Source organism: Oharaeibacter diazotrophicus, assembly GCF_004362745.1.
GTDB lineage: Bacteria > Pseudomonadota > Alphaproteobacteria > Rhizobiales > Pleomorphomonadaceae > Oharaeibacter > Oharaeibacter diazotrophicus.
On record NZ_SNXY01000006.1, the window covers coordinates 1,012,580 to 1,033,277 of the forward strand.

Annotated in this window: 15 protein-coding genes; 11 read left to right on the forward strand and 4 right to left on the reverse strand. The window is 71.6% G+C overall.

Features of this window, described 5'->3' with window-relative positions:
- Positions 1 to 71: 71 nt before the first annotated feature.
- The 5 genes from EDD54_RS04790 to EDD54_RS04810 all read left to right on the forward strand — a co-directional run bounded on the left by EDD54_RS04790 (position 72) and on the right by EDD54_RS04810 (position 6,440).
- A complete protein-coding gene (locus tag EDD54_RS04790; protein WP_126536079.1) occupies positions 72 to 1,277 on the forward strand; it encodes an aromatic ring-hydroxylating oxygenase subunit alpha in 1,206 nt (401 codons plus the stop codon).
- 6 nt (positions 1,278 to 1,283) lie between these two features.
- A complete protein-coding gene (locus EDD54_RS04795) occupies positions 1,284 to 2,342 on the forward strand; it encodes a flavin reductase family protein (protein WP_126536077.1) in 1,059 nt (352 codons plus the stop codon).
- Positions 2,339 to 3,601 carry a cystathionine gamma-synthase family protein gene (locus tag EDD54_RS04800; RefSeq protein ID WP_126536075.1) on the forward strand — a complete coding sequence of 421 codons (1,263 nt, stop codon included), beginning with the start codon at positions 2,339 to 2,341 and terminating at the stop codon, positions 3,599 to 3,601. The genes EDD54_RS04795 and EDD54_RS04800 overlap by 4 nt, the downstream gene beginning before the upstream one ends.
- Positions 3,601 to 5,190 carry an NAD(P)/FAD-dependent oxidoreductase gene (locus EDD54_RS04805; RefSeq protein ID WP_126536073.1) on the forward strand — a complete coding sequence of 530 codons (1,590 nt, stop codon included), beginning with the start codon at positions 3,601 to 3,603 and terminating at the stop codon, positions 5,188 to 5,190. Before EDD54_RS04800 ends, EDD54_RS04805 begins: the two co-directional genes overlap by 1 nt.
- A gap of 86 nt (positions 5,191 to 5,276) precedes the next feature.
- Positions 5,277 to 6,440: an NAD(P)/FAD-dependent oxidoreductase gene (locus tag EDD54_RS04810; RefSeq protein WP_126536071.1), complete on the forward strand. Its 1,164-nt coding sequence runs from the start codon at positions 5,277 to 5,279 to the stop codon at positions 6,438 to 6,440.
- Between the two features lie 10 nt (positions 6,441 to 6,450).
- Here the strand turns inward: EDD54_RS04810 and sugE are convergent, their stop codons facing one another.
- From sugE to EDD54_RS04825, 3 genes are all read right to left on the reverse strand, one after another.
- Positions 6,451 to 6,765 carry a quaternary ammonium compound efflux SMR transporter SugE gene (gene sugE / locus EDD54_RS04815; protein WP_126536069.1) on the reverse strand — a complete coding sequence of 105 codons (315 nt, stop codon included), beginning with the start codon at positions 6,763 to 6,765 and terminating at the stop codon, positions 6,451 to 6,453.
- Between the two features lie 103 nt (positions 6,766 to 6,868).
- Positions 6,869 to 9,346 carry a penicillin-binding protein 1A gene (locus tag EDD54_RS04820; protein WP_126536067.1) on the reverse strand — a complete coding sequence of 826 codons (2,478 nt, stop codon included), beginning with the start codon at positions 9,344 to 9,346 and terminating at the stop codon, positions 6,869 to 6,871.
- Between the two features lie 229 nt (positions 9,347 to 9,575).
- Positions 9,576 to 10,853: an N-acetylmuramoyl-L-alanine amidase gene (locus EDD54_RS04825; RefSeq protein WP_245515636.1), complete on the reverse strand. Its 1,278-nt coding sequence runs from the start codon at positions 10,851 to 10,853 to the stop codon at positions 9,576 to 9,578.
- 761 nt (positions 10,854 to 11,614) lie between these two features.
- On the opposite strand from EDD54_RS04825, the gene EDD54_RS04830 reads away from it, so the two are divergent.
- Complete coding sequence (locus tag EDD54_RS04830) at positions 11,615 to 14,284, forward strand: Rne/Rng family ribonuclease (protein WP_126536063.1); 2,670 nt, start codon at positions 11,615 to 11,617, stop codon at positions 14,282 to 14,284.
- 83 nt (positions 14,285 to 14,367) lie between these two features.
- On the opposite strand, the gene EDD54_RS04835 is transcribed toward EDD54_RS04830, so the two are convergent.
- Positions 14,368 to 15,516, reverse strand: coding sequence for a pyridoxal phosphate-dependent aminotransferase (locus tag EDD54_RS04835; protein WP_207620537.1), 1,149 nt, complete (start codon positions 15,514 to 15,516; stop codon positions 14,368 to 14,370).
- A gap of 310 nt (positions 15,517 to 15,826) precedes the next feature.
- Here EDD54_RS04835 and EDD54_RS04840 point away from each other — a divergent pair, with 310 nt between their 5' ends.
- The 5 genes from EDD54_RS04840 to accC all read left to right on the forward strand — a co-directional run bounded on the left by EDD54_RS04840 (position 15,827) and on the right by accC (position 20,694).
- Positions 15,827 to 17,179, forward strand: coding sequence for a M48 family metalloprotease (locus tag EDD54_RS04840; RefSeq protein ID WP_126536061.1), 1,353 nt, complete (start codon positions 15,827 to 15,829; stop codon positions 17,177 to 17,179).
- A 40-nt stretch (positions 17,180 to 17,219) separates the two neighbouring features.
- Positions 17,220 to 17,981: a DsbA family protein gene (locus EDD54_RS04845; RefSeq protein ID WP_126536059.1), complete on the forward strand. Its 762-nt coding sequence runs from the start codon at positions 17,220 to 17,222 to the stop codon at positions 17,979 to 17,981.
- A 276-nt stretch (positions 17,982 to 18,257) separates the two neighbouring features.
- A complete protein-coding gene (gene aroQ / locus EDD54_RS04850) occupies positions 18,258 to 18,701 on the forward strand; it encodes a type II 3-dehydroquinate dehydratase (RefSeq protein ID WP_245515637.1) in 444 nt (147 codons plus the stop codon).
- A 26-nt stretch (positions 18,702 to 18,727) separates the two neighbouring features.
- A complete protein-coding gene (accB, locus tag EDD54_RS04855; RefSeq protein ID WP_126536057.1) occupies positions 18,728 to 19,237 on the forward strand; it encodes an acetyl-CoA carboxylase biotin carboxyl carrier protein in 510 nt (169 codons plus the stop codon).
- A gap of 104 nt (positions 19,238 to 19,341) precedes the next feature.
- Positions 19,342 to 20,694, forward strand: coding sequence for an acetyl-CoA carboxylase biotin carboxylase subunit (gene accC / locus EDD54_RS04860; protein ID WP_126536055.1), 1,353 nt, complete (start codon positions 19,342 to 19,344; stop codon positions 20,692 to 20,694).
- The last annotated feature ends 4 nt before the right edge of the window (positions 20,695 to 20,698 follow it).

Below are 20,698 nucleotides of genomic sequence, written 5' to 3' on the forward strand. Positions count from 1 at the left end.
CGCATGAGTTTTTTGAATTGTCCGCGGCGCCCTCGCCCGTGGCAGCTTCTCCGTCGACTTCGGAGACCGCCATGCTCGACAGCGCCAGGATCCTCGCCCTCCTCGATTCCCGCCGGCCGGGCCACGCCCTGCCGCAGGCGCTCTACAACGATCCGGCCGTCCACCGCTTCGACATCGACGTGATCTTCGGCCGGTCCTGGCTGATGATCGGGTTCGAAGTCGAACTACCCAAGCCTGGATCCTACATCGCCCTCACCGTCGGGCGCTCGCCCATTATCGTCATCCGCGACCGCGGAGGCGACATTCGCGGCTTCCACAACGTGTGCCGCCACCGCGGCGCGCAACTCTGCAGCGACGGCGCCGGCCGTTCGGCCCGGCTCGTCTGCCCCTACCACCAGTGGACCTACGACCTCGACGGCAAGCTCCTGCACGCCGACCGCATGGCCGAGGACTTCGACCCCGCCGCCCACGGCCTGACGCCGATCCGCGTCGAGCTGCTCGCCGGCTGCATCTACGTCTGCCTGTCCGACGACGGGCCGGACTTCGCGCCCTTCCGTGCCGTCGCGGAGCCGCAGCTCCTGAAGCACAACTTCAGGGACGCCAAGGTCGCCTTCTCCTCGGTCCTGGTCGAGAAGGCGAACTGGAAGCTGGTGATGGAGAACGCGCGCGAGTGCTACCACTGCGCCGCCTGCCACCCGGAGCTCGGAATCGCCTTCCCGACCGGCATGTCGAAGCACTTCGACTTCACCGGCGACGAGCACGCCGCCAACTTCGACCGCCGCATGGCCGACGTCGGCCTCGACACGACGCCGCGCGAGGGCGACTGGTGGCAGGTCGCGCGCTTCCCGCTCAACCCGGGCATCGAGTCGATGTCGATGGACGGCAAGCCCTGCGTCGACCGCCGCATGATCGACGTCAACGCCCGCGAGATCGGCTCGCTGCGCTGGGCGATCGAGCCGCACAATTTCAGCCACGCCCTGCCCGAATACGCCTTCATGTTCTCCGCCTTCCCGACCGGGCCGGAGGAGACGATCGTGCTGTCGAAGTGGCTGGTCCACAAGGACGCGGTCGAGGGCGTCGACTACACCCTCGAGGGCCTGACCGAGACCTGGACGCGCACGAACCTCCAGGACCGCGACCTCGCCGAGAACAACCAGCGCGGCGTCAACGGTCTCGGCTACCGCCCCGGCCCCTATTCGGACGACGCCGAGGCGCTGGTGATCCGCTTCGTCGACTGGTACGGCGCCACCGCCCGTCGGCACCTCGAAGCCGCCTGACGGACCATGGCGATCCCCGATCCCGCGCGCACCCGACCCTGGTCGGGTGCGGACGATCCGCTCGTGCTCGCGGCCGTGCGCGACGAGGCGCCGGGCGTGAAGAGCTTCCGCTTCGTCGCCGCCTCGGGCGCGCCGTTCCGCTTCGCCGCCGGCCAGCATCTGGTGCTCGACCTGCCGCTGCCGGGCGGCACGGTGCGGCGTTCCTTCACCATCGCCAGCCCTCCGACCCGGCCTGCCTACGTCGAGCTGACCGTGAAGGCGCAGGGCGCCGGCGGCGCCACCGCTTGGATGCACGAGGCGCTGCGGCCCGGCGCGCGCCTCGTCGCCCGCGGCCCCGGCGGCGGCTTCCACTTGGCCGAGCGGCTCGACCGGCCGCTGGTGCTCGCCACGGCCGGCAGCGGCGCGACGCCGGCGATGGCGATCGCCCGCACCCTCAGCGACCGCCGTGAGTCGGTCCCGGTCCACTACCTCCACCTCGCCCGCCGCAGCGCCGACCTCCTGTTCCGCGCCGAGGTCGAGACCATCGCCGCCTCGCTGCCCGCCTTCAGGGCCGACTTCAGGATCTCCACCGCCGACCCCGCCTGCGGCCTTCCCGCCGGCCGGCCCGACACCGCCGCGCTCGCCCGTGCGATCCCCACGCTCGCCGCTGCCGAGGTCTACGCCTGCGGCCCCGCCGGCTTCATGGCCGCGATGCGCGCCGCCCACGCCATCGCCGGCGGCGCGCCGGAGCGCTTCCACACCGAATCCTTCGGCGGCGCCGAGGAGGCGCTCGCGCCCGCCACCGCCGCACCGACCGCCGGCTTCGCCGTCCGGGTGCTGCCGTCGGGGCGCGAGTTGGTGGCGGCGCCGGACGAGCCGCTGCTGGCCGCGCTCCACCGCGCCGGCGTCGCGCTGCCGAGTTCCTGCCGCAGCGGCCTCTGCGGCACCTGCCGGATCATGAAGCGCGCCGGCGAGGTCGAGATGAACCAGAACGGCGGTCTGTTCGACGACGAGGTCGAGGACGGCCTGATCCTCGCCTGCTGCTCGCGCGCCCGCTCCCCCCTCACCCTCGAGATCGCGAAATGAGCGCCGACCTACCGAACGACCGCGCGCCGAGCGCCGAGACGCTGGCGATCTCCGCCGGCTACGACCCGGCGTCCGCCCGCGGCGCCGCCAAGCCGCCGGTCTACCTGACGTCCACCTTCGTCTATCCCTCCGCGGCCGCCGCCAAGGACCTGCACGTCGCCTTCTTCGACGGCGTCGATGCCGGCGCCGCGCCGGGCTTCATCTACGCCCGCCTCGGCCACCCCAACCTCGACATGATCGAGGCCCGCGTCGCCGCGCTCGACGGCGCCGAGGACGCCGCCTGCTTCGCCTCCGGCATGGCCGCGATCACCACCACGCTGCTCGCCCTGCTCGCCCCCGGCGACGGCATCCTGCACACCCGCCCGCTCTACGGCGGCACCGACGCGCTGATCTACGGCGAACTCGCCCGGCTCGGCTTTCCCGCCTTCGGCATCCTCGACGCGGTCGATCCCGCCGAGGTCGACCGCGCGGTCGACGCCGCGCTCGCCGCCGGCCCGGTCGGCGTGATCTGGGTCGAGAGCCCCGCCAACCCGACCGCCACCATCGCCGACCTCGCCCTGATCGCCGCCGCGGCCGACCGCATCGCCGCACGGCAGGGCAGGCGTCCGCCGATCGTCGTCGACAACACCTTCCTCGGCCCCCTCGCCTCCAACCCGCTGCGCCACGGCGCCGATCTGGTGATGACCTCGCTGACCAAGTACGCCGCCGGCCACAGCGACCTGCTCGCCGGCGGCATCTCCGGCTCGGCGGCGCTGGTGCGGCGGCTGAAGCAGGCGCGCACGCTGTTCGGCACGCCGCTCGACGCCCATTCCTGCTGGCTGCTGCTGCGCTCGCTGGAGACGCTGGCACTGCGCACCGCGCGCGCCTTCGCCAACGCCCGCGCCATCGCCGAGTACCTGCGCGGCCATCCGAAAGTGCGCTCGGTCACCTGGCTCGGCTTCCTCGCCGAGGGCACGCCCGCCCGCGCCGCCTTCGAGCGCCAGTACCGCGGCACCGGCTCGACCTTCTCGTTCAAGATCGCCGGCGGCGAGGCCGAAGCCTTCCGCATGCTCGACCGGCTCAAGGTGATGCGGATGGCGGTCAGCCTCGGCGGCACCGAGACGCTGATCTGCCACTCCGCATCCACCACCCATTATGCGGTTCCGAAGGCGCGGCGCGAGGCGGTCGGCGTCGACGATTCCACCCTGCGCATCTCCGTCGGCATCGAGGATCCCGCCGACCTCCTCGCCGACCTCGAACAGGCCCTGGAGGCGATCTGATGGACGCGCCGCTCCCCTTCGTCGACCCCAAGGCGCAGGCCGGCAAGTTCGCCGCGCCGGCCGAGACCTTCGACGTGCTGGTGGTCGGCGGGGGGCCAGCGGGCACCGCCGCCGCCGTCGAGGCCGCCGGCCACGGCGCCTCGGTGCTGCTGATCGACGAGCACCCGGTCGGCGCGGGCCTCGTCGGCCTCGACGTGCCCTTCCTGTTCGGCGGCCGCGCCACCGCCGCCGTCGTCACGCCGGAGCGGCTGGTCGAGCAGGTGGTCGCCACGTCGCCCGGCCTGGAGGCCGCCTTCGAGGCCGGCGTCGACGTCCGCCTCGGCGTCTCCTGCTTCGGGCTCTACGTCGAGGGACCGGGGTCGCTGAGCCTGCCCGGTCGCATCGCCGCGCTCTCCGACGGCGAACGGTCGTGGACCGTCGGCTTCCGCACCGCGGTCGTCGCCACCGGCGCCCGCGACCTCGTGATCTTTTTCCCCGGGTCCGAACTCCCGGGCGTCGTCGGCGCCGTCGGCCTCCACACCCTGCTCGCCCGCTACGACGCCTTCGACGGCCGCCGCGTGGTCGTGCTCGGCTCGGACGCGCTCGCGGTCGAGGCCGTGCTCGCCTGCCGCGCCCGCGGCGTCGCGGTCGCCGCCGTCGTCGAGGTGGCGCTGGCGGTCGCGGCGCCGGCCGATCTCGCCGCCGCGCTGGCGGACACCGGCGTGCCGGTGCTGACCTCCCACGTCGTCGTCCGCGCCGAGGGCGACCCGACCGGCATCCGCGCCGCGGTCGTCGCCCCGGTCGGCGGCGGCGAGGCGACGCGGATCGCCTGCGACACGATCTGCCTCGCCCTCGGCCGCGTTCCGGTGGTCGACCTCCTCGACGCCGCCGGTGCCGCCCTCGCCTATCGCGACGACGCCGGCGGCTTCGTGCCGACGACGGCCGACGGGCTCGAGACCACGCTGCCGTGCGTCTTCGTCGCCGGCGACTGCGCCGGTCTCGGTCGTCGGTCGTCCGACGGCACCGCGGACGCCGCCGGCCGGGCCGCCGCCCGCGCCGCCCTCGCCCGCCTCGGCCGCGACGTCCCCGCGGCGGAACTGCCCGTCGTCGACGCCGCTCCGACCGAGGCCTACCGGCTCGCGTGGATGGATGCCATGACCGCGGCCGGTGGCCCGGACGTCGAGATCTGCCGCTGCGAGGAGGTGACGCGGGCCGAGTTGCTCGGCGTCCGCCCGCCGCGCTATCTCGGCGCCGACGCCGCGCCCTGTCCGCCGCTGGAGCGCCTCGCCGAAGACGGCACGCCCTCGCCCGACCAGCTGAAGCGCCTGACCCGTGCCGGAATGGGCGTCTGCCAGGGCCGGCGCTGCCGCGAACAGGTCGCGATGGCGACGGCGCTCGCCACCGGCACGCCGCTCGCCCGCCTGCCGCTCGCCGGCTACCGCGCGCCCGTACGGCCGCTGCCGCTCGCCGCGATCGCCGACCGGGACGAGACGCCGGCCATGACCGCCGACTGGGACGTCTGGTTCGGCATCCCGACCCAATGGGTGCCCTACGACGACATCGGCACCGAGCGCGAGGACGCGTTCCTCGGCCGCAACATGCACCTTTGAGGCGGAGCCCGACCGGGCGACGGCCGAACGAACTCTCGACGTCCCGACGGATCGGGACCTGACGTGACCGGTACGGAGAGACGGCGATGACGGGAGAGGCGATCCGCGGGGCCGCGGTGGTGGTCGTCGGTGCCGGCGCCAGCGGCCTGTCGGCGGCGTGGTGGCTGGCGCGGTCCGGCGTCGACGTGCTGGTGCTCGACAAGGGCATCGTCGGCTGGGAGGCCTCCGGCCGCAACGGCGGCGGCTGCACCCACTACCAGTCGCCGCTGTTCCACGAGGAGCAGCGGCTGTGGCCGACGATGGACGACCTGCTCGGCTATCCCACCGAGTATCGCCGCGAGCGCATCATCATCGCCACCACCGAGGAGCATCTGGCGCTCTATCGTTCGATGGGCGAGCGGCTCGGCGCGCTCGGCTACCCGTGGGAGCCGATCGACGCGCGGCAGGCGCGCGAGCGGGTGCCGCTCGCCGGCGACACCGTGCTCGGCGGCGTCCACTTCAAGGTCGGCGGCCACGCCAACCCGCAGCGCACCGTCCAGGCCTACGCCTGGGCGACCCGCGACCTCGGCGGCCGTGTAGTCCAGCACGCGCCGGTCACCGCGATCCGCCGCGGCGCAGGCGGTCGGGTCGTCGGGGTCGAGACCCCTCGGGGCCTCGTCGGCTGCGACCACCTCGTGATCGCGGCGGGGCCGCAGACCGGCCGGCTGGCCGCCATGGTCGGCGCCGACCTGCCGCTGGCGATGGCGCGGGCGGAGATGGTGGTGACGGAGCCGCTGCCGCTGATGCCGATCGGCGGCGTCGACGGCAACGGCCTCTACGGCCGCCAGACGCTGCGCGGCAACCTCGCCTACGGCGGCGGCCCGCACGAATGGCTCGATCTGCCGGCGGCGGGCGCGCCGCTCGCCCGACCGACCACGCCACTCACCCGCAACCTCGCCCGCCGCATCGCCGAACTGCTGCCGAAGGCGGCGCACGCCCGCGTCATCCGCTCCTGGGCCGGCCTGATCGAGAACACGCCGGACGGCCGCCCGGTGATCGAGCGGCTCGCCGAGCCCGACAACGTCACGCTGTGCACCATGTCGGCTGTCGGCTTCGGCCTGTCGCCTGCGACCGGCCGGGCGATCCGCGACCTCGTGGTCGACGGCACCTGCTCCTTCGCCGACATCTCCAAGTTCCGCCTCGCCCGCTTCGCCGGCCTCGACCCCGACTGGCGCCGCGCCAACGGCTGGGTCGAGGCCCGGGCGGCGTGAGTGGCCTGCTTCACTCGGCGATCTTCAGTCCGATGCTGCCGGCGACGATGAGGGCGATCGAGCCGAGGCGGAGCAGCGAGGTGCCCTCGCCGAACAGCAGGATGCCGAGGATGGCGGTGCCGACCGCGCCGATGGCGCCCCAGACGGCGTAGGCGGTGCCGAGCGGCAGGTAGCGCAGCGACCAGCCGAGCAGCAGAGTGCTCGCCGCCATCGCCGCCACGGTGACCAGCGACGGCACCAGCTTAGTAAAGCCGTCCGCGTATTTCAGCGCCAGCGTCCAGACCACTTCCAACGCCCCGGCCGCCAGCAGAATCAACCAACCCATGTCCTCGACGCCTCCTCGGCTCTCGCCCCCGCGTCTTAAGCGACGGCGCGAAAAGAGGCAATCCGCCTCGCTGATGGGCAGTCGACGGGGTGCGGCGGCGCGGTCAGTAGAGGCCGCCCGTGCCGGTGACCACCGCGCGGTCGGCGTCGGGGTCGACCGGGGTGCCGCCGCCACCGGCGACCGCACCGCCGCTGTCGGCGCCGATGACCTCGTAGATGTCGGCCGGGCCGGTACCGGGCTTGAAGGCCTCGATGATGGTGTTCGGGCCGCCGGACGAGCGCATGCCGGTCTTGCGGTCGATCGGCACCAGCGTCATGCCGTCGGGGACGCGGAACTCTTGCGGCGGCTGGCCGGCGAGCGCGACCGACATGAAGTCGCGGAACACCGGCGCCGCCATCAGGCCGCCGGTGGAGCCGTGGCCCATCGGGCGCGGAGTGTCGTAGCCGAGGAAGATGCCGACGACGAGGTCGGGCGTGAAGCCCAGGAACCAGGCGTCCTTCTCGTCGTTGGTGGTTCCGGTCTTGCCGGCGATCGGCCGGTTCAGGCTCTTCACCACCGTCGCCGTGCCGCGCTGGACCACGCCCTCCATCATCGAGGTGATCTGGTAGGCAGTCATCGGGTCGAGCACCTGCTCGCGCTCGTCGATCAGTTCGGGTTCGTCCTGGCCGGTCCAGGCGTCGGCGACGCAGGCGGCGCAGACGCGCTGGTCGTGCTTGAAGATGGTGCGACCGAAGCGGTCCTGGACGCGGTCGATCACCGTCGGCTGCACGCGGCGGCCGCCGTTGGCGATGATCGAGTAGGCGTTGGCCATGCGCAGCACCGTCGTCTCGCCGGCGCCGAGCGCCATCGAGACCACCGGCATCATCTTGTCGTAGATGCCGAAACGCTCGGCGTATTCGGCGACCAGTGGCATGCCCATGTCGGAGGCGAGGCGGACGGTCATCAGGTTGCGCGAGCGCTCGATGCCGGTGCGCAGCGTCGACGGACCGCCGAAGCCGCCGCCGTAGTTCTGCGGCCGCCAGATCTGGCCGTTGCCCTGGTCGAGCTCGATCGGGCCGTCCATCACCACCGAGGCCGGGGTGTAGCCGTTGTCGAGCGCGGCCGAGTAGACGAAGGGCTTGAACGAGGAACCCGGCTGGCGCATCGCTTGGGTCGCGCGGTTGAATTCGCTCTGGGCGTAGGAGAAGCCGCCGACCAGCGCGCGGACGCGGCCGGTGCGCGGCTCCATCGCCACCAGCGCGCCGGAGATCTCCGGCACCTGACGCAGCCGGTAGGTACCCTCGCCGCCGTCGCCTTCGGAGAGCTTCTCGACGTAGACGACGTCGCCGGGCGACAGCACGTCGGACGTGGCCGCGACCTTGGCGCCGCGCCGCGGGCCCTTGCCCCAGCGCGCCCATTTCAGTTCGGAGAGCGGGATCACGCCGCGCTCGCGCTCGGTCGCGACCTTGCCGGCCGGCGTGCGGTCGGGCTGCAGACCGATGGTCGCGGCCTCCGGCCCGGCCGACAGCACGACGGCGAGCCGCCATTCCGGCAGGTCCCAGAAATACGGCACCGCGGCGAGCGCCGCGCCCCAGTCGGCGGTGACGTCGACCGTGGTGACCGGCCCGCGCCAGCCGTGCGCCTCGTCGTACTTGATCAGGCCCTTGTGCAGCGCGTCGCGCGCCATGACCTGCATCTGCGGGTCGAGCGTGGTGCGCACGGAGAGGCCGCCCTCGTAGAGACCGTTCTCGCCGTACATCTCGAGCAGCTTGCGGCGGACCTCCTCGCTGAAATAGTCGGCGGCGAAGACCTGGGCGGCGCGGTTGCGCGGCGTCACTTCCAGCGGCTCGGCCTTGGCCGCGTCGGCCTCCTCGCGCGTCGCGTAGCCGTTGATCACCATCTGGTCGAGGACGTAGTTGCGGCGTTCGACGGCGGCGGCGTTGCTGCGGTAGGGGTTGTAGTTCTCGGGGCCCTTCGGCAAGGCGGCGAGATAGGCGATCTGGGCGAGGTCGAGTTCGGCGAGCGGCTTGTCGAAATAGGCGAGCGAGGCCGCCGCGACGCCGTAGGACCGGAAGCCGAGGTAGATCTCGTTGAGATAGAGCTCGAGCACCTGGTCCTTGGAGAGCGCGTTGGTGATGCGCAGGGCGAGCAGCATCTCCTTGGCTTTGCGGTCGACGGTCCGCTCGTTGGAGAGCAGGAAGTTCTTGGCGACCTGCTGGGTGATCGTCGAGGCGCCGACGAGGCGCCGGCCGGCCATCAGGTTGTCGAAGTTCTTGACCGTGGCCGAGGCCAGCGAGACGAGATCGACGCCGGGATGGTTGTAGAAGTCCTTGTCCTCGGCCGAGATGAACGCCTGCTTGACCCGGTCGGGGATCAGCTGGATCGGCAGGAACAGGCGGCGCTCGCGGGCGTACTCGGCCATCAGCTGACCGTCGGCCGCGTGGATGCGGCTCATCACCGGCGGCTCGTACTTCTTCAGCTGCGTGTAGTCGGGCAGCCCCTCGTTCAGCGAGGCCAGATAGATGCCCACGGCGCCGGCGACGACGAGGAACAGGAACGCGCCGATCGCGAACAGCCACCCGAAGAACCTGATGAAGACCATGACCCGTTCGTCTCTCGTGATCGCCGGGGGCGGCCCGCGGGCCGATGGCGCCGCGGATGTTCTCGTTTCCGGCCAGCTTATGCCGCCGTGCGCGCGCCACGTCCAGCCGCGCGCGACGACCGGGGCCGAATCCCGTCAGGCCGCGGAGGGTTCCGGCGGCTGGCCGACACTCGCCCGGCTTTATGGCGAAGCGTTGTCGCGCAAAAGATGGAAACGTCCGGCCGCGTCGTCAGTTGGTCGAACCGGTGGTCTCGACGCCGGCGAGCTTGCGGCCGAAGAAGCGCGTCACCGCCGCGCCGATCGCGTCGGTCACGCGGCCGCGCCACTCCTCCGAGGTCAGGAGCTTCTCGTCCTGCTCGTTGGAGAGATAGCCGATCTCGACCAGCACCGACGGCACGTCCGGCGCCTTGAGCACCCGGAAGCCGGCGAAGCGGTGGGGATTGCGGATCATCCGCGTGGTCGACGACAGCTCGGAGACGAGGTTGTTGGCGAAGGAGACCGAGAAATTCCGGGTCTCGCGCCGAGTCAGGTCGATCAGGATGTCGGAGACTTCGTCGGTCTGGCGATCGAGGTCGAGACCGGCGACGGCGTCGGAGGCGTTCTCCTTGTCCGCGAGCGCGGCCGCTTCGCGGTCGGAGGCCCGGTCGGACAGGGTGTAGATCGTGGCGCCGCGCACGTCGTTCTGGCGCACCGAATCGGCGTGGATCGAGACGAACAGGTCCGCCGCCTGATCGCGCGCGATCCGCACGCGGTCGCCGAGCGGCACGAAGGTGTCGTCGCGCCGCGTCATCGCGACGTCGACCTTGCCGGAGGCCTCGAGCTTCTTCTCGAGCTCGAACGCGAAGGCGAGCACCACGTCCTTCTCGAGCGCACCCGACGGCGAGATCGTGCCGGAATCGACGCCGCCGTGGCCCGGGTCGAGCATCACCAGCGGCCGGTCGTGACCGGTCGGGCGCGGGCCGGGCAGACGGTCGCCCTTGGCGACGGGCACGTCGTTGGCGACCTCGCGCTCGACGGCGGTGCGCTGCAGGTCGTCGCGGAAGGCTTCGGGCGTGGTGCCGACGAGGTCGACGACGAGGCGCGCCGGCTGACCGTCGACCGAGGGCAGCACGAAGGACTTGTCGATTTTCACCGGACCGGTGGCGTCGATCACGATGCGCGAGCGCCCGATCGCGAGCAGGCCGTAGCGCCACCCCGAGACGAGGCCCCTGCCCTCGGCGCCCGAACCGGCCGGCAGGGAGAAGCGCACCTGCGGCAGGTCGATCACGACGCGGTAGGGATCGCCGAGGGTGAAGGCCGCTACGTCGACCGCGCGGTCGAGGTCGAGCACGAAGCGGGTGCGGGCGGCGTCGCCGACGACGCGGCCGTCGCTGGCCACGGGATAGGCGGCCGCGGCCTTGTCCGGCGCGGCGGCCGTCGCGGGCACCGTCTCGGCGCGCGCGGGCAACGGTGTCGTCGCCAAGGCGGCGAGGACCGGGAGGGCGGCAAGGGCGAGACGGCGCGACAAGCGGACCTGATCCCTTTCTCGAGGGGTCGAGGGACGACGCGGGAAGCCCACGATACATCGCGTAGGCCCGAACAGGTTAACGAAGCCTTTGCCGGCTGTCCTCCCCGGATCCGCCCGCCGGTGGCGATGACCGTGCGGCGCGCGCGACTTGCAATGCGCCGGCGCACTCCGTACAAAGAACTCTAGGAGCCCGAATCCTCGCCCTCGGTCACGAGTGCGGCCACAATGGCGATCTCTTTCCGTTTCGCAAGAGCGGTGTTCGAGATCGTCACCAGACATTTCGGGGCTCGCCGAGATGAGCCGATGTCGGTCGGCATTTGGAGCGACCCCGCACCTCGCTCGACCCGAAGCCCCAGCGGCCCGGTGGTCGGGCGGATAGGCTGGTCGGCCGCGCACCCCGAAACGATGACGGCACCGTCGCGCGGCACGTCGTGTCGCCGAGAGACATTCGCGGTCGTCCGCGCTGCCGCACCGGTTCCGGTCGGCGTGCGGGCTGCCCCTCGATGACCTGAGACTGACGAGCCGAGCGTGTCCGATACGGCTGCGACGACTGGATCGAGAAAGGCGGAGGGCCCCACGGGCCGCTTCCACCGTCCGTCGTCCTGCCTGCGCGCCCGGCCTGATTTCCCGACCTTCCATTCAACCATCGACGGACCGGAGCGGGTCGACCCGCGCCCCGACGTCCCCCGGCGTGCGTTTTCGGGCGCGCCGGACGGGTGTCGGCGGCGTCGCGGCCCCGCACGGCCGGGAGTTCTTCGCCCATGGCCAACAAGATGCTCATCGATGCCACCCACCCGGAGGAGACCCGGGTCGTGGTGGTCCGCGGCAGCCGAGTCGAGGAGTTCGACTTCGAATCCGCCGCCAAGAAGCAGCTGAGGGGCAACATCTATCTCGCCAAGGTGACCCGCGTGGAGCCCTCGCTCCAGGCCGCCTTCGTGGAATACGGCGGCAACCGCCACGGTTTCCTCGCCTTCTCCGAGATCCACCCCGACTACTACCAGATCCCCGTCGCCGACCGGCAGGCGCTGATCGAGGCCGAGGAGCGCGAGGAGGCCGAGGAGGCCGAGCGCCGCGCCAAGGCCCGCAAGGACCGCGAGAAGGAGAAGGCCGCCGCGGCAGCGGCCGCGGCCGCCGAGAACGGCGAAGACTCCGTCTCCGGCGACGTCGGCAACGTCTCCTCGCCCGACGAGGAGGAGGAGCACGTCGAGAGCGTCGGCGCCGAGGACGCCATGGAGGAGGTGCCGGAGCGCCGCAAGCCGCGGATGCGCCAGTACAAGATCCAGGAGGTCATCAAGCGCCGCCAGGTCATGCTGGTGCAGGTCGTCAAGGAGGAGCGCGGCAACAAGGGTGCGGCGCTGACCACCTACCTGTCGCTCGCCGGCCGCTATTCGGTGCTGATGCCGAACTCCGGCCGTGGCGGCGGCATCTCCCGCAAGATTACCAACGTCACCGACCGCAAGCGCCTCAAGGAGATCGCCGGCGATCTCGAGGTGCCCGAGGGCATGGGCGTCATCCTGCGCACCGCCGGCGCCGCGCGCACCAAGGCGGAGATCAAGCGCGACTTCGAGTACCTGCTGCGGCTGTGGGAGAACGTGCGCGAGCTGACGCTGCGCTCCTCGGCGCCGACGCTGGTCTACGAGGAGGGCTCGCTGGTCAAGCGCTCGATCCGCGACCTCTACAACAAGGACATCGACGAGGTTCTCGTCGCGGGCGAGGAGTCCTATCGCGAGGCGAAGGACTTCATGCGCATGCTGATGCCGAGCCACGCCAAGAACGTCCAGCCCTACCGCGACGCCATCCCGGTGTTCGCCCGCTTCGGCGTCGAGCCGCAGCTCGACGCGATGTTCTCGCCGCAGGTGACCCTGCGCTCGGGCGGCTACATCGTCATCAACCAGACCGAGGCGCTGGTCTCGATCGACGTCAACTCGGGCCGCTCGACCCGCGAGCACAACATCGAGGACACCGCGCTCGCCACCAACCTGGAGGCCGCCGAGGAGGTTGCCCGCCAGCTGCGCCTGCGCGACCTTGCCGGCCTGATCGTCATCGACTTCATCGACATGGAGGAGTCGAAGAACAATCGGTCGGTCGAGCGCAAGCTCAAGGACTGCCTGAAGAACGACCGCGCCCGCATCCAGGTCGGCCGGATCTCGCACTTCGGCCTGATGGAGATGAGCCGCCAGCGCATCCGCACCGGCGTGCTCGAGGGCTCCACCGAGCTCTGCCCGCACTGCCTCGGCGCCGGCATCGTCCGCTCGACCGAATCGGTGGCGCTGCACGTGCTGCGCGCCCTCGAGGACCAGTTGATCAAGGGCGTGACCCATCACCTGACGGTGCGGACCCGCACCGCGGTGGCGCTCTACATCCTCAACCAGAAGCGCAAGCACCTCGCCGACCTCGAGGCCCGCTTCGGCCTCAACGTCGCGATCGCCGCCGACGAGCACCTCGGTACCCAGCACTTCGCGCTGGAACGCGGCGAGATCATCCTCAACCCGCTGCCGCCGCCGCAGCCGACCACGCTGACGCCGGAGAGCGTCCAGCCGGTCGACGAGGAGGTCTACGAGGAGGAGGACGAGGAGACCGCCGAGGAGGAGCGCGAGGAGACCCGCGCCGAGGAGCGTTCCGACGAGCGCCGCGGCGACGGCGAGAACCGCCGCAAGCGCCGCCGCCGCCGTCGCCGGCGGCCGGGCGAGGGCCCGGCCGGTGCCGAGGGCTCGTCCGAGGACGGCGACAACGGTTCGGACGACGAGCAGGGTGACGAGACGACCGCCGCCGCCGAGACCGACGACGCCGGCGAGACCGCCGCGGCCGAGGGCGAAGGCGCCGAGGCCGGCAACGGCGACGCCGAAGGCGAGCAGCGCCGCCGGTCGCGCCGCCGCGGCCGCCGCGGGGGCCGCCGCCGGGGTGCCGGCGAGGCCGAGGGCGCCGGCGAGGCCTCCGAGGCCGGTGCCGAGGACGCACTGGCGATCGAGGGCCTCGAGACCGGCTCCGAAGCGGACTCCGACGGCACCGTGACCGAGGCCGCCCTCCCCGAGGGCGAGGCCGCCGAAGCGGCGCCGACCGACGGCGACGACACCTCCGCGCCGGCCTTCGCCGGCGAGGACGGCTCGTCCGTCGAGCCGGCGGTCGTCGAGACCGAAGCGCCTGCCGCCTACGCCGAAGAGCCGGCGCCCGCCGCCTTCTCCGAGGACGTCGCCCCGGCCAACGAGAGCGTCGAGGCCGTCCCGGCCGAAGACGCTCCCGTGAACGAGGGCGTCGAGACCGCGGGCGAACCGGACACCGCCGAGGCGTCCGCCGGCTCCGACGAGGCGCCCGCCGAGACCGCCGCGGAACCGGAACCGCAGGCCGAGACCCCTGCCCCGGCTCCCGAGCCCGAACCGGACGACGACCGTCCGAAGCGCAGCGGCTGGTGGCAGCGCCGCACCTTCTTCTGATCGAAAACGCGACGGGCGCCCATCGGGCGCCCGTCTTGCATTCGGGAAGGCTACGGCACCGTGAGGGCGTGGCCCCTCGTCCCTCAGCCGAGCCACTGCCCCAGCCGGTCGCAGGCTTCCGCCACCGCCGCGTTGGTGCCGGCGAAGGAGAAGCGGACGAAGGCGTTGCCGCGGGCGGTGTCGAAGTCCGGACCCGGGGTGGCGGCGACGCCGGCCTCGAGCAGCATCCGGCGGGCGAAGTCGACGCTGTCGTTGGTGAAGCGGGTGACGTCGGCGTAGAGGTAGAAGGCGCCATCCATCGGCAGGAAGCGGTCGAGGCCGATCGCGGGCAGCCGTTCGGCGAGGAGGGCGCGGTTGGCGGCGTAGCCGGCCTTGACCCGTTCCAGTTCCTCGGTGGCGTCGAAGGCGGCGACGGCGGCGCGCTGCGACAGCGCCGGGGCGGAAATGAAGAGATTTTGCGCGATCCGCTCGACCGGGCGCACCAGCACCTCCGGCAGCACCATCCAGCCGATCCGCCAGCCGGTCATGCAGTAGTATTTCGAGAAGGAGTTGACGACCACCACATCGTCGCCGAACTCCAGCGCCGAGGTCTCGCGGCCCTCGTAGACGAGGCCGTGGTAGATCTCGTCCATGACGAGCGCGATCTTCTCGGCGCGGCAGTGCCGCACCAGCGCCTCGATGGCGTCGCGCGTCATCATCGTGCCAGAGGGATTGGCGGGGCTGGCGACGACGAGGCCCTTCAAGGGCTTGTCGCCCGCGGCGGCCGCGACGGTGGCGGGCGTCGGCTGCCAGCGGTCGGCCGGGCCGGTCGGGATCTCGACGACCTCGAGGCCGAGCGCGGCGAGGATGTTGCGATAGGCCGGGTAGCCCGGCGTCGGCAGGCCGACGCGGTCGCCGGGATCGAACAGCGCGAGGAAGGCGAGGTTGAAGCCGCCCGACGAGCCCGGCGTCACCGCGATCCGCGATGCCGGCACGTCGACGCCGTAGCGCTCGCCGTAGTGGCGGGCGATGCGGGCGCGCAGGTCCGGAATGCCGAGCGCCTCGGTGTAGCCGATCCGGCCCTCGGCGAGCGCGGCGGCGGCCGCGGCGCGCACCAGGGCAGGCGTCGGCGCGCCGGGCTCTCCGACCTCCATGTGCACGATCGCCCTGCCCTCGCGCTCCAGCCGATTGGCCTGCGAGAGCACGTCCATGGCGATGAAGGGCGCGACCGCGCTGCGCTTCGACGGGATCATCTGGTCCTCCACGGCCCCGGTCCGCCGCCAGAGCATTCTCCGACCAAGTTGCACGACTTGGTCGATGCGAGAATGCTCCAGCATACTGAATCTGGAGCGATTTCTTATCGACCTGATGTTTCCGTCAGGTCGGAAAGCGCTCTAGGGCGCCGGAAATTCGCGCGATGCGACCGGTTTGCGACGTTGACCACGACGCGGGCGCATCGCTATCCCTGACGGCGAGGCCGCTTCGGGGAGCGTCCGGGAGGTAGCAGGCCGACGCGGACGGCGCCAGTCCCGCCGCGCGGCCCCGGGAAGCATGCGAGGAGCGATGCGCCATCTGGTCCGCCGAGTCACCGCCGCCGCGATCGCCGCGGCGATCGCGCTGGCGCCCGCCGCGGCCGCGGCCCAAGCCAAGCGCGGCATCGGCCTGATCCGCGACGCCGAGGCCGAGAAGCTGGTGCGCGACTACGCCCGCCCGATCCTGCAGGCGGCCGGGCTCGGCGGGGCCAACATCCAGATCAAGATCGTCAACGACGGCAGCTTCAACGCCTTCGTCGCCGACCAGCGCCACATCTTCATCAACGCCGGCACGCTGATCGACACCCGCACGCCGAACGAGCTGATCGGCGTGATCGCCCACGAAACCGGCCACCTCGCCGGCAATCACCTCGTCCGCCTGCGCGAGGAGATCATCCGCACCCAGATCCTGTCGGCGATCGCGATGATCGGCGGCGTCGCCGCCTCGGCGGCCGGCGGCAGCGGCCAGGGCGCGGTCGCCTCGGTGCTCGGCGGCCAGCAGATCGGCACCCGCAGCATCCTCGCCTACGCCCGTTCGGAGGAGACCACCGCCGACCGCGCCGCGATCACCTACCTCGACAAGACCGGCCAGTCCGGCAAGGGCATGCTCGACACCTTCGAGCGCCTCGCCGACCAGCAGCTGTTCGCCTCCGCCTACGGCGATCCCTACATGATGAGCCACCCGCTCGCCGCCGACCGCATCGCGGCGCTGCAGGAGGTGGCACAGGCCTCGAAGAACTACGGCCGCACCGACGATCCGGCGCTGCAACTGCGCCACGACCTCGTCCGCGCCAAGTTCATCGCCTTCACCGGCTCGGCACAGCAGACCCAGCGGGCCTATCCCGACGCCGACGGTTCCCTGCCCGCCGCCTATGCCCGGGCGGTGCTGACGTTCCGCTACGGCGACCCGAAGTCGGCGGTGGCGGCGACCGAGGCGCTGATCAAGGCCGACCCGAAGAACCCGTTCTTCCAGGAGCTCAAGGGTCAGATCCTGCTCGAGACCGGCACGCCGAAGCTCGCGATCGAACCGCTGAAGAAGGCGGTGGCGATGGCGCCCAAGGAAGGCCTGATCCGCGTGATGCTCGGCCACGCCATGGTGGCGAGCGAGGACGAGCGGCTCCTGAAGGAGGCGGTCAAGGAGCTCACCAAGGGCATCGGCGACGACCCCGACCAGCCGATCGGCTACCGCCAGCTCGCCATCGCCTACGCCCGGCTCGGCGACAACGCCATGGCCGACCTCGCCACCGCCCAGGGCTCGTTCGCCTCCGGCGACGTCAAGGCGGCCAAGCAGTACGCCGAACGGGCTCGAGCGAATTTGAAGACCGGCTCGCCCGCCTGGCTTCGCGCCGACGACATCGTCACCTATAAGAACCCGATCCGCTGACCTCGGCCTTCGCCGTCACCCTCCCGGAGATCCCGCTTCCATGGCCCGCACCTTCGCCGCCGCCGTCCTCGCCGCGGCCCTCGTCACCGGCCCGGTGGCGCCGTCGTTCGCCGAGGACTTCTCGGCCGCCCAGAAGGACGCGATCGGCGAGATCGTGAAGGACTACATCCTGGCGCATCCGGAGATCGTGCAGGATGCCCTGGTCGCGCTCGACCAGAAGAAGAAGGACGACGAGGCCGCAGCGCGCACCGCGACGATCTCGAGCATGAAGGACGTGCTCTATTCGTCGAGCCGTCAGGTCGTGCTCGGCGATCCCAAGGCGCCGATCACGCTGGTCGAGTTCTTCGACTACAACTGCGGCTACTGCAAGCGCGCGCTCGACGACACCCTGGCCATGCTCGACCAGGACAAGGACGTTCGGATCGTCCTCAAGGAATTCCCGATCCTCGGCGAGGGTTCGGTCGAGGCTTCCCGCGTCGCCATCGCGGTCAACCTCGTGGCACCCGAGAAATACGCCGCGTTCCACAAGGAGCTGCTGGGCGGCAAGGGCCACGCCGACGGGAAGCGCGCGCTCCAGGTGGTCGACGACCTCGGACTCGACCGCGCTGCGGTCGAGAAGGCGATGACGGACCCCGAGGTCGGCAACACCCTCGACGAGGTCTACGCCATGGCGAACAAGCTCGGACTCTCCGGCACGCCGACCTACGTGATCGGCGACGAGGTGGTGTTCGGCGCCGTCGGCGTCGACGACCTGCGCGTCAAGGTCGACGCGATGCGCAGCTGCGGCAAGGCCAGCTGCTGAGGGCGAGTGCGCCCCCGGTTGCCACCAACGTCGATCTTTCCCTCCGCCGCAGGCCGCGCGAACCTCTCGCGCGGCCGCTTCGTTTCCGGCCCGACGGCGGTCGATCCGGCCTCCCTCGCCGCGCGATCGGCACCGTCGCCCCCGTCCGCGCGCGGTCCTTTCGCGACGCTCTTTTTTTCGCCGGGGCGAATGCCTATAAGAAGGCCACTCGCGCCGGGCCTCCGGCCGCGAATCCGTACAGGCGCCCCGGAAACTCGGCTGCCCTGGGAACACAGAGTGGCGCGCGACCTCCTCGTCCTCAACGGCCCCAACCTCAATCTGCTCGGCACCCGCGAGCCCGCCGTCTACGGCGCCGGCACGCTCGCCGACGTCGAGGCGGCCTGCCGGGCGCGGGCCGAGGCCGCGGGCTTCGACGGTTTCGAGTTCCGGCAGACCAACCACGAGGGCGTGCTCGTCGACTGGATCCACGAGGCCGGCCGCCGCGGCGCCGGTGTCGTGCTCAACGCCGGCGCCTACACCCACACCTCGGTGGCGCTGCACGACGCCATCAAGGGCTCGGGCGCGCGCGTGATCGAGGTGCACATCTCGAACGTCCACGCCCGCGAGAGTTTCCGCCACCATTCCTTCATCTCGCCGGTCGCGGCGGGGGTGATCGTCGGCCTCGGGCCGCTCGGCTACCTCCTCGCCATCGACGCGCTCGCCGAGGAGGCCAAGCGATGACCGGCCGGCCCAAAGACGAATCCTCCATGTCCCAGAAGCCCTTCGACTACGACCTCATCCGCCAGCTCGCCGTCATCCTCGACGAGACGGACCTGACGGAGATCGAGGTCGAGCACGACAAGCTGAAGATCCGCGTCGCCCGCCAGCCGGCGCCCGCGGCCCCCGCGCAGTTCGCCATGCCGGCGCCCGGCCCCTGGCCGTTCCCGCCGATGGCCGCCCCGGCCGCCGCGGCTCCGGCTGCGCCCGCCGCCGCCGCCGCGCCGGTCGTTGCCGAGACCAAGGCGCTCGACCCCGCCAACCACCCGGGCACGCTGGCGTCCCCGATGGTCGGCACCGCCTACCGCGCGCCCGAGCCCGGCGCCAAGTCCTTCGTCGAGGTCGGCGACAGCGTCCGCGAGGGCCAGACCGTGCTGATCGTCGAGGCGATGAAGCACATGAACCAGATCGCCGCGCCGCGGTCGGGCAAGGTGACCGCGATCTTCGTCGAGAGCGGTCAGCCGGTCGAATACGGCGAGCCGCTCCTCATCATCGAGTGACGCCGACGGCGGCGAGCGGCGCCCGGACGGGCCGCCGCCATCCGCCGCCTCCCCCGGGTCCCGCCCCCCGCGGGATCCCGCGCCCCATTTCGAGTGGAGCCTCGATGTTCAACAAGATCCTCATCGCCAACCGCGGGGAGATCGCGCTCAGGGTCCTGCGCGCCTGCAAGGAACTCGGCATCGAGACGGTGGCCGTGCACTCCACCGCCGACGCCAACGCCATGCACGTCCGCCTCGCCGACGAGAGCGTCTGCATCGGCCCGCCCCCGGCCCGCGACAGCTACCTCAACATCCCGCAGCTGCTCGCCGCCTGCGAGATCACCGGCGCGGAGGCCGTGCACCCCGGCTACGGCTTCCTCTCGGAGAACGCCCGCTTCGCCGAGATCCTGACTGCCCACGGCATCGCCTTCATCGGGCCGACCGCCGAGCACATCCGCATCATGGGCGACAAGATCGAGGCCAAGGCGACCGCCCGCCGCCTCGGCATCCCCGTGGTGCCCGGCTCCGACGGCGCCGTCACCACCGACGAGGACGCCCTCCGGATCGCCGCCGACATCGGCTATCCCGTGCTGGTCAAGGCCGCCGCCGGCGGCGGTGGCCGCGGCATGCGCGTCGCCATGAACGAGGCCGAGATGTCCTCGGCGCTGTCGGCCGCGCGCTCGGAGGCCAAGAACGCCTTCGGCGACGACGCCGTCTACATCGAGAAATATCTCCTGAAGCCGCGCCACATCGAGGTGCAGGTGCTCGGCGACGGCCAGGGCAACGCCATCCACCTCGGCGAACGCGACTGCTCGCTGCAGCGCCGTCACCAGAAGGTCTGGGAAGAGGCGCTGTCGCCGGCGCTGAACCAGGAGCAGCGCGACAAGATCGGCGGCATCGTCGCGAACGCCATGGCCGAGCTGAAATACGCCGGCGTCGGCACGATCGAGTTCCTCTACGAGGACGGCGAGTTCTACTTCATCGAGATGAACACGCGTCTGCAGGTCGAGCATCCGGTCACCGAGATGATCACCGGCATCGACCTCGTCAACGAGCAGATCAAGGTCGCCTCGGGCGCGGCGCTGACGCTGAGGCAGTCGGACGTGACCTTCAACGGCCACGCCATCGAGTGCCGCATCAACGCCGAGAACCCCGCCACCTTCGCGCCCTCGCCGGGCACGATCACCTACTGGCACCCGCCGGGCGGACTTGGCGTGCGCGTCGATTCGGGCGTCTACCAGGGCTACCGGATCCCGCCGAACTACGACAGCCTGATCGGCAAGCTGATCGTGCACGGCCGCAGCCGCGTGGAGTGCCTGATGCGCCTGCGCCGCTGCCTCGACGAGTTCGTCGTCGACGGCATCCAGTCGACGATCCCGCTGTTCCGCCACCTCGTCGACAACCAGGACATCGCCAACGGGATGTACGACATCCACTGGCTCGAGAAGTGGCTGGCGACCAACCCGTTCGAGGCGTGACACC

Excerpts from the sequence above, each read along its gene's own strand:
- EDD54_RS04840 (WP_126536061.1), top strand. The coding sequence starts at position 15,827 with ATGCGCCATCTGGTCCGCCGAGTCACCGCCGCCGCGATCGCCGCGGCG.
- sugE (WP_126536069.1), bottom strand. The coding sequence starts at position 6,765 with ATGGGTTGGTTGATTCTGCTGGCGGCCGGGGCGTTGGAAGTGGTCTGG.
- accB (WP_126536057.1), top strand. The coding sequence starts at position 18,728 with ATGTCCCAGAAGCCCTTCGACTACGACCTCATCCGCCAGCTCGCCGTC.
- EDD54_RS04790 (WP_126536079.1), top strand. The coding sequence starts at position 72 with ATGCTCGACAGCGCCAGGATCCTCGCCCTCCTCGATTCCCGCCGGCCG.
- EDD54_RS04835 (WP_207620537.1), bottom strand. The coding sequence starts at position 15,516 with ATGATCCCGTCGAAGCGCAGCGCGGTCGCGCCCTTCATCGCCATGGAC.
- EDD54_RS04805 (WP_126536073.1), top strand. The coding sequence starts at position 3,601 with ATGGACGCGCCGCTCCCCTTCGTCGACCCCAAGGCGCAGGCCGGCAAG.
- EDD54_RS04800 (WP_126536075.1), top strand. The coding sequence starts at position 2,339 with ATGAGCGCCGACCTACCGAACGACCGCGCGCCGAGCGCCGAGACGCTG.
- EDD54_RS04795 (WP_126536077.1), top strand. The coding sequence starts at position 1,284 with ATGGCGATCCCCGATCCCGCGCGCACCCGACCCTGGTCGGGTGCGGAC.
- accC (WP_126536055.1), top strand. The coding sequence starts at position 19,342 with ATGTTCAACAAGATCCTCATCGCCAACCGCGGGGAGATCGCGCTCAGG.
- EDD54_RS04845 (WP_126536059.1), top strand. The coding sequence starts at position 17,220 with ATGGCCCGCACCTTCGCCGCCGCCGTCCTCGCCGCGGCCCTCGTCACC.
- EDD54_RS04810 (WP_126536071.1), top strand. The coding sequence starts at position 5,277 with ATGACGGGAGAGGCGATCCGCGGGGCCGCGGTGGTGGTCGTCGGTGCC.
- EDD54_RS04830 (WP_126536063.1), top strand. The coding sequence starts at position 11,615 with ATGGCCAACAAGATGCTCATCGATGCCACCCACCCGGAGGAGACCCGG.
- EDD54_RS04820 (WP_126536067.1), bottom strand. The coding sequence starts at position 9,346 with ATGGTCTTCATCAGGTTCTTCGGGTGGCTGTTCGCGATCGGCGCGTTC.